This is a genomic window from Corallococcus sp. CA047B, assembly GCF_003612065.1.
Taxonomy (GTDB): Bacteria; Myxococcota; Myxococcia; order Myxococcales; family Myxococcaceae; genus Corallococcus; species Corallococcus praedator.
Map to the genome: position 1 here is coordinate 1 of NZ_RAWD01000234.1, position 15,807 is coordinate 15,807.

9 protein-coding genes are annotated in these 15,807 nt (G+C 69.0%); 3 read left to right on the forward strand and 6 right to left on the reverse strand.

Annotation, left to right across the window (positions count from 1 at the left end):
• From D7X74_RS29205 to D7X74_RS29215, 3 genes are all read right to left on the reverse strand, one after another.
• The coding region (locus D7X74_RS29205; RefSeq protein ID WP_120536295.1) for a PAS domain S-box protein at nt 1-1,727 on the reverse strand (1,727 nt) is incomplete at its 3' end.
• Nucleotides 1,728-1,845: 118 nt separating this feature from the next.
• The gene (locus D7X74_RS29210; protein WP_120536287.1) at nt 1,846-9,261 is read right to left on the reverse strand and encodes a HAMP domain-containing protein; all 7,416 of its coding nucleotides are present in this window, start codon (nt 9,259-9,261) and stop codon (nt 1,846-1,848) included.
• 202 nt (nt 9,262-9,463) lie between these two features.
• Entirely contained in the window at nt 9,464-10,333 is an 870-nt protein-coding gene (locus D7X74_RS29215) for a hypothetical protein (RefSeq protein WP_233602306.1), read from the reverse strand.
• Nucleotides 10,334-10,533: 200 nt separating this feature from the next.
• Between D7X74_RS29215 and D7X74_RS29220 the strand changes: the two genes are divergently transcribed.
• Both D7X74_RS29220 and D7X74_RS29225 read left to right on the forward strand, forming a co-directional pair.
• The gene (locus D7X74_RS29220) at nt 10,534-11,265 is read left to right on the forward strand and encodes a transglycosylase domain-containing protein (protein WP_158622311.1); all 732 of its coding nucleotides are present in this window, start codon (nt 10,534-10,536) and stop codon (nt 11,263-11,265) included.
• A 139-nt stretch (nt 11,266-11,404) separates the two neighbouring features.
• Nucleotides 11,405-12,136 (forward strand): hypothetical protein, encoded by a 732-nt coding sequence (locus D7X74_RS29225; protein WP_147446716.1) that lies wholly within the window; start codon nt 11,405-11,407, stop codon nt 12,134-12,136.
• 72 nt (nt 12,137-12,208) lie between these two features.
• Here the strand turns inward: D7X74_RS29225 and D7X74_RS29230 are convergent, their stop codons facing one another.
• Nucleotides 12,209-12,946 carry a MerR family transcriptional regulator gene (locus D7X74_RS29230; RefSeq protein WP_120536291.1) on the reverse strand — a complete coding sequence of 246 codons (738 nt, stop codon included), beginning with the start codon at nt 12,944-12,946 and terminating at the stop codon, nt 12,209-12,211.
• A gap of 359 nt (nt 12,947-13,305) precedes the next feature.
• Here D7X74_RS29230 and rsgA point away from each other — a divergent pair, with 359 nt between their 5' ends.
• Nucleotides 13,306-14,400 carry a ribosome small subunit-dependent GTPase A gene (rsgA, locus tag D7X74_RS29235; protein ID WP_120536292.1) on the forward strand — a complete coding sequence of 365 codons (1,095 nt, stop codon included), beginning with the start codon at nt 13,306-13,308 and terminating at the stop codon, nt 14,398-14,400.
• 65 nt (nt 14,401-14,465) lie between these two features.
• Here the strand turns inward: rsgA and D7X74_RS29240 are convergent, their stop codons facing one another.
• Nucleotides 14,466-15,011: a hypothetical protein gene (locus tag D7X74_RS29240; protein ID WP_120536293.1), complete on the reverse strand. Its 546-nt coding sequence runs from the start codon at nt 15,009-15,011 to the stop codon at nt 14,466-14,468.
• 94 nt (nt 15,012-15,105) lie between these two features.
• Complete coding sequence (locus D7X74_RS29245) at nt 15,106-15,711, reverse strand: TetR/AcrR family transcriptional regulator (protein ID WP_120536294.1); 606 nt, start codon at nt 15,709-15,711, stop codon at nt 15,106-15,108.
• Between the last annotated feature and the right edge of the window lie 96 nt (nt 15,712-15,807).

Below are 15,807 nucleotides of genomic sequence, written 5' to 3' on the forward strand. Positions count from 1 at the left end.
CCCTGGTACTTCACGGTCAGGTACACGCCCGTGTCCCCCTCCGCCACCACGCGCACCAGCACCACCCCGCCCTCCGGCGAGTAGCGGATGGCGTTGGACAAGAGGTTCGTCAGCACCTGGTCCAACCGTCCCCGGTCCCACGTGCCTTCCAGGTGCTCGGGGACCTCCACCTTCAGCTCGTGCGTCTGCGACAGCACCGCCATCCGGTCCCGCGTCTCCAGCACCAGCTGCGACAAATCAAACGGCTCCAGCTCCAATGACAGCCGTCCCGCCTGCAACCGGCTGATGTCCAGCAGGTCCTCCACCAGCTTCGCCATGCGGTCGATCTGCCGGTTGATGATCTGCAACGACTTGCCGGGCCCGGCCTCCGTCTGGCCTCCCAGCTTGAGCAGCGCCAGGTGCGCGTGCCCCTTCGCCGCGGCCAGCGGCGTGCGCAATTCATGGCTCGCGGCGGCGAGGAACGCGTCCTTCGCCTCGCTCGCCAGCCGCAGCGCCGTCTCCGCGCGCTGACGCTCGGTGATGTCGCGCGCCACGGAGATGAAGCGGCCTGGGCCTTCGCCCTCCGCCACGTACTGGAGCACCACCTCCACCGGGACCTCGGAGCCGTCGCGGCGGCGGTGGTTGGTGGAGTAGGTCTGCGACGGCAGCGTGCCGGACGTCAGCGGCGCCAGCAGCTTGCGGAAGCCCGTCTCGTCGAAGGCGCTCTCCACCTCCAGCACCGACAGGCCCACCAGCTCATCCACGCTGGCGTTCAACTGCTTGGCCGCGCCCGCGTTGGCGTACGCGAGCGTGAGCGTGTCCGGGGAGAACATCAGGACGCAGTCCAGCGTCGCGTCCAGCGTCGCCTTGAAGCGCGCCAGCGTCTCCTCCGCGCGGCGCTTGTCGTCGATGTCCGTCGCGATGGCCAGCCAGCCCACCAGCGCCCCGTGCTCGTCGTGCTCCGGCATCGCCCGCGCCAGATGCCAGCGGTAGACGCCGTCCTTGCGCCGCAGGCGGAACTCGTTCGCGCTGCCCTGCACGCGCTCCAGGGCATCCCCCCACACGCCGCTCATCCGCTCGCGGTCCGCGGGGTGCACGTCCTGCAGGAAGGTGGCGAGCGACAGCTCATACCCCTCCTGGTGGCCGGTGTAGTCACGCCAGGCCCGGTTGGCGTACGTCAGCGACCCATCCGCCCTCGCCGCCCACATGATTTCGGGCAGCGACTCCGTGAGGCGCCGGTAGCGCAGCGCGCTCTGGCGCTCCAGCATCTCCCGGTCGCGCTGACGCAAGAGCGTCGCCTGGCGCTGGAGCTGCTGCTCCTTGAGGAACAGGTCCACGAAGACGCTGACCTTCGAGCGGAGGATTTCCGGGTCGAAGGGCTTGAGCAGGTAGTCCACCGCGCCGTGCGCGTAGCCCTTGAAGACATGGGCCGCATCCCGGCTGAGCGCGGTGAGGAAGATGATGGGGATGGTGCGCGTGCGCTCACGCTGCTTGATGAGCGCGGCCGTCTGGAACCCGTCCAGGCCCGGCATCTGCACATCCATCAGGATGACCGCGAAGTCGCGCTGGAGCAGCTGCTTGAGGGCATCCTCACCGCTGGTGGCCTTCACCAGTTCCTGTCCCAGCGGCTCGAGGATGGCCTCCAGGGCCAACAGGTTGGCCGGGTGGTCATCCACCATCAGGATGGCCGCGCGCGGGGAGGGCGCGGCTTCCTGAGGACGTTCCGGAGTGGGATCTGAGGAGTTCATGTGCGCGACGGGGGAGCGCGTGGGCCAACGACCCGAGACACGGCGAGCAAGGCTAGGTCCGCCCCCTTCCAGACGGAAGTGCAAAGGAGGGTTCTTGGTGGATCGCCCGCGTTGAGTTTCAAGCACTCACCCACAGGCGGACCAGTTCCAGGAGCTTGTCGGTGTCCACCGGCTTGGGCAGGTAGTCGCTGGCGCCGGCCGCCATGCACTTCTCGCGGTCGTCCTTCAGCGCCTTGGCCGTCACGGCGATGATGGGGAGGCTGGCGTACTTGGGGTCCTTGCGGATGGCACGCATGGTCTCGTAGCCGTCCATCTCCGGCATCATCACGTCCATCAACACGATGTCCACGTCCGGGTGCTGGCCCAGCATCTCGATGGCGGCCCGCCCGTTCTCCGCGAAGACGACCTGCATGCTGTGATTTTCCAGCACGCTGGTGAGCGCGAAGATGTTGCGCATGTCGTCATCCACCAGCAGCACCTTCTTGCCGGACAGCGGTGCGTCCTGGTCGTTGCGCTGCGCCAGGGCCGCGCGCGCGCGCGCCGGAAGATTCTCGTCCAGGCGGTGCAGGAACAGCGCCGTGTCGCTGAGCAGCTGGTCGGGGCTCTTCGCGCCGCTCTTCAGGATGACACTGCCGGTGTAACGGCGCAGGCGGGCCTCGTCCTTCGGCGTCAGCTCGCGACCGGTGTAGACGACGATGGGCAGGTCGCGGAAGCGCGGCTGCGTCTTGACCTCCTCCACCAGCTTGATGCCGTCCATGTCGGGGAGCAGCAGGTCGATGACGAGGCAGTCGTACTCGTTCTCCTCCAGCTTCTGGAGGGCCTCCTGGCCGGTGGCCACCGGGGTGACCTGCACGTCGCCGCCGTCGCTGAGCAGCTGGGTGAGGCTGTTGCGCTGCACGTCGTCGTCCTCGATGACCAGCAGCCGCCGCTCGCGGCGCTCCAGGAAGCGGGAGAGCTGGCCGAAGACGCGCTCCAGGCCCTCCTTGCTCACGGGCTTGGTGAGGTAGCCGAACGCGCCCTGGGTGTTGCCCAGGTGCTTGTCCATCACGCTGATGATGTGGACGGGGATGTGGCGCGTGCGCGGGTTGCGCTTGAGGCGGTCCAACACGCTCCAGCCGTCCACCACGGGCAGCTGGATGTCCAGGGTGATGGCGTCCGGCTGGTACTCGTGCGCCATCGCGAGGCCGCTGTCGCCGCGCGTGGCGACCAGGGCCTTGAAGCCCTTCTCGCGCGCCATCTGCACCATGATGCGGGCGAACTTCAGGTCATCCTCGATGATGAGCAGGGTGCGGTCGCCCTCGCGGATGTGCTCGCGGTCGTCCTCCACGACGACGGGGGCGTGGGGGCTCTCCACCTGCGGAGGCAGCGCGGCGTCCAGCACGTGCCCCTCCTTCTCCGCCGCCGAATGTTGCTGCTGGGGCGGCGGCGCGAGCGGGGCCGGGATGACGACGAGCGGCTCCGGCGCGGAGCCCAGCGCGCGCACGGCCGGGTCGGAGGGCTGCACGCCGCCGTCCTCGTCCGCGCCCTGGTATTCCGGCGGCAGGTAGAGGGTGAACGTGCTGCCCTTGCCGGGCTCGCTCTCCAGGCGGATTTCACCGCCCAGCAGCTTCGCGATCTCCCGGCTGATGGACAGGCCCAGGCCCGTGCCGCCGTACTTGCGCGCGGTGGAGCCGTCCGCCTGCTGGAACGCCTCGAAGATGATGCGCTGCTTGTCCTTGGCGATGCCGATGCCGCTGTCCTTCACCGCGAAGGCGAGCACGTGGCGCGAACGGCGCAGCGCCTCGTGGTCGAAGCGCATGGACTTCTCCGCCAGGCGCACCGTGAGCTTCACGCCGCCCTCGTCGGTGAACTTGAAGGCGTTGGACAGCAGGTTCTTGAGCACCTGCTGCAACCGCTGCGGGTCCGTGCGCACGTGGCGCGGCGTGCCCGTGAGGACCTCCACGTTGAAGGAGAGGCCCTTCTGGTCCGCCACCGGGCGGAAGCTGCGCTCGATGAACTGGTTGAGCTCCGTGAGGACGATGTCCCGGGGCTCCACCTGCATCTTGCCCGCCTCCACCTTGGACAGGTCGAGGATCTCGTTGATGAGGCTGAGCAGGTCCCCGCCGGACGCGTAGATGGTGTTGGCGTACTCCACCTGCTTGTTGGACAGGTTGCCGTCCTTGTTGTCCGACAGCAGCTTCGCGAGGATGAGCAGCGAGTTGAGCGGCGTGCGCAGCTCGTGGCTCATGTTGGCCAGGAACTCGCTCTTGTACTTGGAGATGATGGTGAGCTGCTCCGCCTTCTCCTCCAGGCTGACGCGCGCCAGCTCCACCTCGCGGTTCTTCTCCTCCACGCGGGTGTTCTGGTCCGCCAGCTCCTTCGCCTTGTCCTCCAGCTCGATGTTGGTGCGCTTGAGCTCGTCCTGCTGCTGGGTGAGTTCGCGCGACTGGCTCTGGAGCTCCTGCGTCAGGCGCTGCGACTCGGAGAGCAGGGTCTCCGTGCGCATGTTCGCCATGATCATGTTCAGCACGACGCCGATGGTCTCCGTCAGCTGATCCAGGAAGATCTGGTGGATGGCGCTGAACGGGTGGAAGGACGCCAGCTCGATGACGGCCTTCACCTCGCCCTCGAAGAGCACGGGCAGGACGATGATGTTGAGCGGCGCGGCCTCACCCAGGCCCGACGCGATGGTGATGTAGTCCGACGGCACGCGCGTCAGCAGGATGGTCTTCTTCTCCAGCGCGCACTGTCCGACGAGTCCCTCGCCCAGCCGGAAGCGGTTCGCCAGGTGCTTGCGCTCCCGGTACGCGTAGGTGCTGGTGAGCTTGAGGGCCGGCACGCCGCCCTCGCTGTCGGAGAGGAAGAAGGCGCCGTGGTGCGCGGACACCAGCGGCGTCAGCTCGCTCATGATGAGGCGGCTGACGGCATCCAGGGACTTCTGGCCCTGCATCATGCCGCTGAACTTCGCCAGGTTCGTCTTGAGCCAGTCCTGCTCCTGGTTCTTCTGCGTGGTCTCACGCAGGTTGACGATCATCTGGTTGATGTTGTCCTTCAGCGCCGCGACCTCGCCCTCGGCGACGACCGTGATGCTGCGGGTCAAATCGCCCTTCGTCACGGCGGTGGCCACGTCGGAGATGGCGCGCAGCTGGCTGGTCAGCGTGCCGGCCAGCTGGTTCACGTTGTCCGTCAGCTGCCGCCACGTGCCGCGCGCACCGGGCACGCGGGCCTGGCCGCCCAGCTTTCCTTCGATACCCACCTCGCGGGCCACCGTGGAGACCTGCTCCGCGAAGGTGCCCAGCGTGTCGGTCATGTTGTTGATGGTGTCCGCGAGCGCCGCCACCTCGCCCTTCGCGTCCACGATGAGCTTCTGGGTCAGGTCGCCGTTCGCGACCGCCGTCACCACGCGCACGATGCCGCGCACCTGCGTGGTGAGGTTGGAGGCCATGAAGTTCACGTTGTCCGTGAGGTCCTTCCACGTGCCGGCCACACCGGGCACGCGGGCCTGACCGCCCAGCTTTCCTTCCACGCCCACCTCGCGGGCCACGGAGGACACCTGCTCCGCGAAGATGCCCAGCGTGTCGGTCATGTTGTTGATGGTCTCCGCGAGCGCGGCCACTTCGCCCTTCGCGTCCACCACCAGCTTCTGCTTGAGGTCGCCGTTGGCGACCGCCGTCACGACCTTCACGATGCCGCGCACCTGCGTGGTGAGGTTGCGGGCCATGAAGTTCACGTTGTCCGTGAGGTCCTTCCACGTACCGGACACGCCCTTCACTTCCGCTTGTCCTCCCAGCTTGCCTTCGGCGCCCACCTCGCGCGCGACGCGCGTCACTTCGGAGGCGAAGCTGTTGAGCTGATCCACCATCGTGTTGATGGTGTTCTTCAGCTCCAGGATTTCGCCCTTCGCGTCGACGGTGATCTTCTTGGACAGGTCACCGTTCGCGACCGCCGTCGTCACCAGCGCGATGTTTCGCACCTGGCTGGTGAGGTTGGAGGCCATGCTGTTCACGTTGTCCGTGAGGTCCTTCCACGTGCCGGCGACGCCGGGCACCGCGGCCTGACCGCCCAGCTTGCCGTCCGTACCCACTTCCTTCGCGACGCGCGTCACTTCGGAGGCGAACGCGCGGAGCTGGTCCACCATCGTGTTGATGGTGCTCTTCAGCTCCAGGATTTCACCCTTCGCCTCGACGGAGATCTTCTGCGACAGGTCGCCGTAGGCCACCGCCGTCGTCACCTTGGCGATGTTTCGCACCTGGTCGGTGAGGTTCGCGGCGAGGACGTTCACGTTGTCCGTGAGGTCCTTCCACACGCCCGCGACGCCGGGCACCGCGGCCTGGCCGCCCAGCTTGCCCTCCGTACCGACTTCCTTGCCGACGCGGGTCACTTCGGAGGCGAACGCGCGGAGCTGGTCCACCATCGTGTTGATGGTGTTCTTCAGCTCCAGCACCTCACCCTTCACGCTCACGGTGATCTTCTGGGACAGGTCGCCGTTCGCGACCGCCGTCGTCACCTTGGCGATGTTTCGCACCTGATCCGTCAGGTTGCCGGCGAGGACGTTCACGTTGTCCGTGAGGTCCTTCCACACGCCGGACACGCCCTTCACGTCGGCCTGACCGCCCAGCTTGCCTTCCGTACCGACTTCCTTCGCGACGCGCGTCACTTCGGCGGCGAACGCGCGGAGCTGGTCCACCATCGTGTTGATGGTGCTCTTGAGCTCCAGCACCTCGCCCTTCGCGTCGACGGTGATCTTCTTCGACAGGTCGCCGTTGGCGACGGCCGTCGTCACCTCCGCGATGTTTCGCACCTGGGCCGTGAGGTTGTTGGCCAGCAGGTTCACGTTGTTGGTGAGGTCCTTCCAGGTGCCGGCGACGCCGGGCACTTCCGCCTGGGCGCCCAGCTTGCCTTCCACGCCCACCGTGCGCGCCACATCCGTCACCTGCTGCGCGAAGACGGACAGCGTCTGCGTCATCGCGTTGATGGTGTCCGCGAGCGCCGCGATCTCACCCTTCGCCTCCATCACCAGCTTCTGGGACAGGTCGCCGTCGGCCACCGCCGTCACGACCTTGACGATGCCTCGCACCTGGGTGGTGAGGTTGAAGGCCATGCTGTTCACGTTGTCCGTGAGGTCCTTCCACACGCCGGACACGCCCTTCACGTCGGCCTGACCGCCCAGCTTGCCGTCCGTGCCCACTTCCTTCGCGACGCGCGTCACTTCGGCGGCGAACGCGCGGAGCTGGTCCACCATCGTGTTGATGGTGCTCTTGAGCTCCAGCACCTCGCCCTTCGCATCGACGGTGATCTTCCGCGACAGGTCGCCCTTCGCGACGGCCGTCGTCACCTCCGCGATGTTACGGACTTGGTCGGTGAGGTTGTTCGCCAACAGGTTCACGTTGTTGGTGAGGTCCTTCCACGTGCCTGCGACACCGGGCACCACGGCCTGGGCGCCCAGCTTGCCTTCCACGCCCACCGTGCGCGCCACGTCCGTCACCTGCTGCGCGAAGATGGAGAGCGTCTGCGTCATCGCGTTGATGGTGTCCGCGAGCTCCGCCACCTCGCCCTTCGCCTCCATCTTCAGGCGCTGGGTGAGGTCGCCGTTGGCGACCGCCGTCACGACCTTGGCGATGCCTCGCACCTGGGTGGTGAGGTTGGAGGCCATGAAGTTCACGTTGTCCGTGAGGTCCTTCCACGTACCGGACACGCCCTTCACGTCGGCCTGACCGCCCAGCTTGCCGTGCGTACCGACCTCGCGCGCGACGCGGGTCACTTCGGAGGCGAAGCTGTTGAGCTGATCCACCATCGTGTTGATGGTGTTCTTCAGCTCCAGGATCTCACCGCGCGCATCCACGGTGATCTTCTTGGACAGGTCACCGGTGGCCACCGCCGTCGTCACCAGCGCGATGTTTCGCACCTGGGTGGTGAGGTTGGAGGCCATGCTGTTCACGTTGTCCGTGAGGTCCTTCCACGTGCCGGCGACGCCGGGCACCGCGGCCTGACCGCCCAGCTTGCCGTCCGTACCCACTTCCTTCGCGACGCGGGTCACTTCGGAGGCGAACGCGCGGAGCTGGTCCACCATCGTGTTGAGCGTGCTCTTGAGCTCCAGCACCTCGCCCTTCACGTCCACGGTGATCTTCCGCGACAGGTCGCCATTGGCGACGGCGGTGGAGACCTCCGCGATGTTTCGCACCTGGCTGGTGAGGTTGGACGCCATCAGGTTCACGTTGTCCGTGAGGTCCTTCCACGTCCCCGCGGCGCCGGGCACCTGGGCCTGGGCGCCCAGCTTGCCCTCCACGCCCACCGTGCGCGCGACGCTGGTCACCTGCTGCGCGAACACGTTGAGCGTGTCCGTCATGTTGTTGAGCGTGGCGCCCAGCGCGGCGATTTCACCCTGCGACGGCACCATCAGCTTCTGGGTGAGGTCGCCGTTGGCCACCGAGGTCACGACCTTCACGATGCCGCGCACCTGCGTCGTGAGGTTGGACGCCATGAAGTTCACGTTGTCCGTGAGGTCCTTCCACGTGCCGGACACGCCCGACACGGCGGCCTGACCGCCCAGCTTGCCTTCCGTGCCCACCTCGCGCGCGACGCGCGTCACTTCGGAGGCGAAGCTGTTGAGCTGATCCACCATCGTGTTGATGGTGCTCTTGAGCTCCAGCACCTCGCCCTTCACATCCACGGTGATCTTGCGCGACAGGTCTCCGCGCGCGACGGCCGTCGTCACCTCCGCGATGTTTCGCACCTGCGCGGTGAGGTTGCCGGCGAGGACGTTCACGTTGTCCGTGAGGTCCTTCCACACGCCGGACACACCCGACACGGCGGCCTGGCCGCCCAGCTTGCCCTCCGTACCGACTTCCTTCGCGACGCGCGTCACTTCGGCGGCGAAGCTGTTGAGCTGATCCACCATCGCATTCACGGTGGTGCCGATGCGCAGGAACTCGCCCTTCACCGGCTGGCCGTCGATCTCCAGCGCCATCTTCTGGGTGAGGTCGCCTTCGGCCACCGCCACCAGCACGCGGGCGACTTCCGTGGTGGGCTGCACCAGGTCGCCGATGAGCGCGTTGATGGACTGCACGCTGGTGGCCCAGTCGCCGCGCACGTCGCCCAACGTCACGCGCTCGCCCATGCGGCCCTCGCGGCCGACGACGCGCTCCACGCGGACGATTTCGTGGGTGAGCGTGGAGTTGAGCGTCACCACCGCGTTGAACGCGCGGGCGATCTCATCCATCACCACGTCCTGCGCGCCCGAAGGCAGCCGCACGGAGAAGTCACCGCCCTGCACGGCCCGGAGCGCGGCCAGCAGTTGCTGGAGCGGCGGAGGGCCGCCCGCGCGCGCGGTGTCCTCGGCGTCGTTGCGGCCGTTGCCGTTGCGTCCCCGGGCGGGGGCCCGGCGGGCGGTCGCGGGCTCGGCGGCGCGGGGGGCGTTCGCGGTGCTCAACCGGTTGGCCGCGACGTTGCCGGGCGGCCGGGCCGCGTCCTGCTGGGCAGCGGCGGCCCCCTGCGTCTTGCGCCCATTGGAGCGCTTGCGGGGAGCGGAGGAGCTGGAAACCTTGGTGTCGTCCACGAATGAAACCCCTGATCGGCGGAAGCGTTGCCGCGGAAGCTACAGAAACGCCCTGCGAACCCATGAATCTCCAGGGAGTTCGCGGACTTGTCGAATGCTAAGCCGGGGCGCCAACGACCGATTTGTCGGCCACTCAACGTCATGACTGACCCCAGGTCACAACTTCCCCGGAAGCCCCGGACCGGGGCCTTCCATAACAGCTTCAGGGGGGCGAGGCGGTGCACGGAAAGCCGTCGCAACCCTGGACGTACAGTGCCCGCCCCGAGAGGCGCCGAGCAGGCGCGCGGGTCCGTTCAGGCGCTTCCTGGCGGGCTCCGGTGCGGACATCGAAGCGGATCGCGGAGGGCATCGGCGAGTCCTGGGTCGCACCACAGCCCAGCAGGACCTGCTCCGGGGTGTCCAACCACCAGAGGAACTCCACCGCGCACGGGGCCTCCGCTCGCACGAGCGTGAGCGTGCGGGCCTCATAGACGAGGACACCGCCGCCCCACTCCACCGCCGCCAGCACGCCACCGGGTCCGACGGAGAGCCGGCCTCCGGCTCCCGGCACCTGCGCCTGTCCCAGCACCTTGCCGTCCGGGGCCACGGAGACGAGCAACCCGGCGGCATCCAGCGCGATCACTCCGCCCGCGTGGCCGACGAGTTCCTCGGGCGGCGTGATGTCCCCCACCTGCTGGAGCAGACCGTCGCGCTCCCGCAGCAGATGGCCGCCCGCGGCGACCCACAGCTTGCGTTCCCCGTCGAAGGCGACCGCGGTGGCGCCGGGAAACTCCAGCCGCGAATGCCCGCCATCCTCGCCGCAGACGGCGACGACGCGGGGGCCGAACACCGCCGCGCGCGAAGCGTCCGGCGCCACGGCCCAGCCCAGCCGCGTGGCGCCGGCGAGCTTGCGCGACAGACAGTCATTGAGCGCGCCCAGGTGCGCGTCACCGGCGGGCGAGGCGATGAGGTAGGGCAGGCTGGTGGTGGCGACATAGAGCAACAGCCCCAGGCCCGCGGCCACGACGAGCGTGAGCGGCCAGGCGAGGACGCTCGCGCTGCTCAGCAGCCGCGCGCCCTTGCGACCCGCCACCACATGCCCTTCCCGTCCGCCCACGCCACGCTCCCTTCCAGACCGGAGGACAGCACAGAACCGGCGGGAAGACTTCACGCGGAAAGCCACCCCTGTCGCGGAAGCCCGCCTGCTGGACACCGGGGAGCGTGGCGAGGCCCCTGGCCTGTGTCATGCAACCGTGACACGGCATGTTTTCAAGCACGCGATGGCGTCACCGGATGCGGCTCCTGGGACTCGGACTGTGTGGCCTGGGCCTCGTGGGTGTGGGGTTGCTGGCCGCGATGGAGGGGTTCTACCGGCTTGAACTCCGCCGGCTGCCGGGACTGCCCACACCGCCGGAGGCCGCCGACAGGCTGCCCGCGAACCTCGCCCGGACATGGTGGAGCCTGTTCGAACCCGGCGCCACCCTGACCGTGGAGCCCGTGTGGGCCTGGACCGCATTGGCGACGGTTTCACGGCCGCTCGTGTTCGGCACCCCGTCACACCTGACTTCGGGCTGGAGTCTGGCGAACGCGGTCGTGAACTCCTGGTCCGCCCATCCCTCTGCCACGGGCGAGCCGCTCTCCTTGAAAGCATCCCAGCGTCTGGCGCTGGGCATCTGGCTGACGCGCCATTGGAGCGCGGAGGAGCTGTTGGCCTTCCAGGCGCGGCACGTGAGGCTGGGACATGGCGTCATCGGCGTATCCGAGGGGGCCCGTCGATACCTGGCGAAGGAGACCGCGGGCATCACGTTCGCGGAGGCCGCACTGCTCACCTCGATGGCGGGCCTGGGCGGGGCGCAGCGGGAACATCCGGAGTGTTTCATCGACCGGCTCCGCCCGCGCAGGGATCGCCTGCTCCAGCGATTGCGCGAAGCGGGAGTGCTGACGCAGGCCGAGGAAGCGGCGGCCCGGAGCCGGTCCGTCGTCCTGCGCCTCGCGGACTTCACGGAGCATCCCTGCCCGCGCTGAAGACCGCCTGCTTCCTCTCCCAGTGCCTCACCGTCGTGCAGGCTGCCGACCTGCCATGCCCCGTCTTCTTTCCCCGGGTTGCCATGTCCGGTGAAGCACACACCTTTACCCCTCAAGGGACGGGGAAAGGATTCCAGACATGCGACGCTCCATCACCACCGCGGCTTTGGCCTTCAGCTTTCTGCTCTCCACCAGCGCGCTCGCCCAGCAGGTAGGCGACGGGTCGAGCCCCGGGACGACACCCGGTTCAACGGGCGCCTCTCCGGAGATGACCAACCCGGGCCAGACGGGCACCGCGGGCTCCACCGGCACGTTCACGCCGGGCACCACCAACTCCACTGGCGTGCAGACCGGCAACACCGCGACCGGCACCGGCGGTTCAGGGGCGGGCGTGAACCCGACTCCGGGCACCACCGGCACGGGCACCACGGGCGGCGGCACCTCCGGCACGGGTGGCACCGGGACCAGCGGCATCGGGACGGGCTCGCCCACGGGCACCGGCTCCAGCACGGACACCTACGGCACGGGCAGCACCTCGCCCTCCACCGGCGCGGGCTCGTACACGTCGCCTTCCACCGGGACCAGCACCGGCACCTATGGCGGTTCGGGCACCAGCACGGGCGGCAGTGGGACGGACAGCACCGGCACCTATGGCGGTTCGGGCACCGGCACCACGGGCTCCACCGCTCCCGGCACGGAAGGCAGCGGCAGCACCGTCATCACCCCGGGCGGCACCGGCACGGGCGGCACCGGGACCAGCGGCGCGGCCGGCGGCGTGGGCGGCACCGGGACCAGTGGCTCCGGCGGCACCATGGGCGGCGTGGGCGGCACCGGCACCGGCGGCTCCAATGGGACGCTCGGCGGCAACTAGCCTGTCTTCCAGCAGCACCGCATGACGGCGCGGCCGCCAGCACTTCGCTGACGGCCGCCGTCGTGTCTGTCTTTACTTCGGCGCATCCAACGCCGCCATCGCCCGGCCCACGTACTCCATCAGCTTCGGGTCGCGGCCCTGGCGCCGCGCCACCTGGGGCTCCTGCTGGTGCAGCGTGTTGAGCGACTTCTCGATGCCGGGGTTGCCGCCCGTGAAGGCGCGGACGAGCTCGCGCCAGCGCGTGGCCAGCGCCCGCACTGGCTCGGTGGCGGGGTCGGTTCCCTTCGCCATCTCCTCCTGCATGCGGGCGATGAGGCGGGGCCACTCGGCCTCCACCTCCTTGATGGCGTCATCGCCCATCGCCTTGCGACGGGCCTCCAATTCCTTCAACTGCTCCGGGGTGTAGTGCTTCTCGAACATGGTCATGGCCTCGATGGTGTGGAGGAAGTCGTCGGCGGAGACGGGCTCCGCCGCGCGCAACTGTCGTGCGATGGCATCCAGGCGTTCGCAGAGCTGACGTTGCTCCGCCAACTGCTCGCGCGCCCGCTGGAGCCGCAGCTCCACCACGCGCAGGGCGGAGAAGTCCGCCCGGCCCAGCGTCCCGGAAATCTCCTCCAACGAGAACCCGAGCTGCTTGAGCGACAGGATGTGACTCAGGCGGGCGATGTCCGCCGCCGTGTAGAGCCGGTGCCCCGACGCCGTGTGCGCCGAGGGCTTGAGCAGACCGATTTCGTCGTAGTGGTGCAGCGCGCGGATGGACAGCCCCGTGCGCCGGGCCAGCTCCCCGACCTTCAGTTCCGTGTGCTGCATGCCTCACCCCTTTCCAGCCAGCGTGTCTTCCGCGTGACTGGATGTGATGGGTACAACCTCACGTCGCGTGAGGTGCAAGGGGGAAAAGGCAGGGCGCCGGGGAGGGGGTCGCCAACGGCCGACGGGTGTTGATAGGGTCGCGGCCGGTCCGGCGATGGACGCCGGCTCCCGCGCACCACCAGGAGGCTTCCCAGATGAACCTGCCACTTGTCGCCGTCGCGGTCCCTGTCCTCCTCTCGCGGGCGCTCGTCAGCTGAGCCGGTTCGAAGCACCTTCCGCCGCAGCGCGAGCCCCCTGTCCGCCAGGCATCCCGGATTCTTCCGGCCTGCCCAGGCACCGCTCTGCCCGGAGTTTTCCCCGTGTCACTTGAAGCCCTCGGCTGGGGTCCCGATTTCGACCTCGCGATGTCCACCTCGCAGTCCTCCTCCTCCGTCTCCCTTGTCCCCGGCCGCGTCGTGCGGCAGCACCGGGGGCTGCTCACCGTCCAGACCTCCAGCCGGGCGCTGCTCGCCCGGGCCGCCGGACGGCTCCTCCACCAGGCCGAGAACGCCGAGTCCCTGCCCACCATTGGCGACTGGGTGCTCCTGCAGCCGCCGTCGTCCGGTGACGGCGAGGCGCTGATGCAGGCCGTGCTGCCCCGCCGCAGCGTCCTCAAGCGACGCGAGGCGGGCAGCGAACACGACGGGCAGCTCATCGCCGCCAACGTGGACGTGGTGTTCCTGGTGGTGGGCCTGGACGGCAACTTCAACCCACGCCGCATCGAACGGGCCCTCACCCTGGCCTGGAACAGCGGCGCCACGCCCGTCGTCATCCTGAGCAAGGCGGACCTCGCGCAGGATGCCGCCGCGCGCGTCCTGGAGGTGCAGGCCCTGGCCCCCGGCGTGGACGTGCTCGCGGTGAGCGCGAAGGTGGGCCTGGGCATCGAGGAGGTGCGCTCCCGGATTCCCGCCGCGAAGACGGGCGTGCTGCTGGGCTCGTCGGGCGTGGGCAAGTCCACGCTCGCCAACCGGCTGCTGGACGCCGCTCGCCTCGTCACCCAGCCCGTGCGGCCGGAGGACGACAAGGGCCGGCACACCACCACGCACCGCGAGCTGTTCGTGCTGGACCACGGCGGGCTCGTCATCGACGGGCCCGGCATGCGCGAGCTGGGGCTGTGGGGCGAGGACGAGAAGGTGTCCCTGGCCCAGGCCTTCGCGGACGTCTTCGCGCTGGCCGAGGGCTGCCGCTTCAACGACTGCGGACACCGGAACGAACCGGGGTGCGCGGTGACGGCGGCGGTGCAGGCCGGCACGCTCCCCGAGGAGCGGCGCGCCAACTTCGAGAAGCTCCTGCGCGAGCAGTCCTTCAACGCCCGTCAGGTGGACGCCGCCGCGCAGCGAGAACACAAGCGCGCCCAGCGCAAGCAGACGCTGGAAGGCTCGCAGCGCTCACGCTCGAAGCGGCGCGGCGAATAGACAGACACCCCGGGGCACGGCGCGGAGGCCACGTCCTTTCCGCGCCGTGACTCCGGCAGGTGGCCTCAGAGCCCGGGGTTCGTCTCCGGCACCGAGCCGGACGGCGGAAGCGGCGGCGGGGTCGGGGTGGAAGGCACCTGCACCGGGACGTCCGAGTCGTCAGGCGTGCGGCCCGGAGCCTGCAGGGGCATGCCCGGGGTCGGAAGCCCGCTCGGGTCCGCCGCGGCACAGGCGTAGGCCACCGTGCGCGAGCCCACGAGCGCCAGGGGCACCAGCGCGCCAACCCCCGCGCAGCTGTTCTGCTCTTCCTCCGTCTGGTTGCTGCCGGAGCACACCGCCCCGCCAATCAAGCCCCCCAAGACCACGAGGCCCGCCTGGATGAAGAAGTCCGAGGGGGTCACCCGGCTCTGCGCCCAGGCCACGCCGTTCTGGCACTCGCTGCCGGGCGGCTTGGACAGGGGCACCAGCCCCGCCGCCGTGAACCACTGCTTGTCCTCATGGTGCCGGCCCTCTTCGGGCCGCAGGTTCGTGGTGATGTGGGTCCGATAGCAGCCCGTCTGTCCCAACATCAGCGCCGCCATCGACAGCGCGACCGCATGTGCCTTCCGCATGAGTTGCCCCATCCCGGTGAGTGGCCGTGCTTCCGGCCAGGGCCCGTGCCTAGCCCGAAGCGGCACGTCGCGGGAAGAGGGAGACGGCGCGGGACTACCGACGGCGCCGGGCGCTGACGGGCAGGCCCTCGAACGCGGTCTCCACCATGCCGCGCAGGGACGCCTCGTCCATGCCGGCCTTGCCCAGCGCCTCCAGGCCCCGGAACACCGCGAGCAGCATCGCCGCCAGCTTCCGGGGGTCCGCGCTGGCGGCCACGTCGCCGTGACGCTGCGCCTGCGCGAGACACTCCGTGAACCGCGCCTCCATGCCCTGGAAGGCCTGGAGCGCCCGGTCCGTCACGTCCGTCGCGCCCTCCGCCGCCAGCTCCGCGGTGCCTCGCGCCAGCAAGCACCCCCGGCGGCTGGGGCCCGCGGACGCCGTGGCCACCCCCAGCATGTACTGACGCAAGCGCTCCAGGGCGCCGGCCTCCGAGCCCTCCAACGCCTGCCGCATCGACTCCGCCGAGTTCGCACAGTAGCTGTCGAAGATGCGCAGGAAGAGCTGATGCTTGTCGCCAAAGGCCCCGTAGAGGCTGCCCTTGCCCAGCCCCGTGGCCCGCATCAGGTCATCCATGGAGGTCGCCGCGTAACCCTTGTTCCAGAACTGGTCGCGCACCGCGCGCAGCACCTGGGCTTCGTCGAACGTTCGTGGCCGGGCCATGGGGATAAATTAAAAGTTATTGACCGCCCGGTCCACCAATCTTAGATATGGACTATAAAGTCCATAATTCCCCGCTGGAGCAGGGGGCGGGTGGGC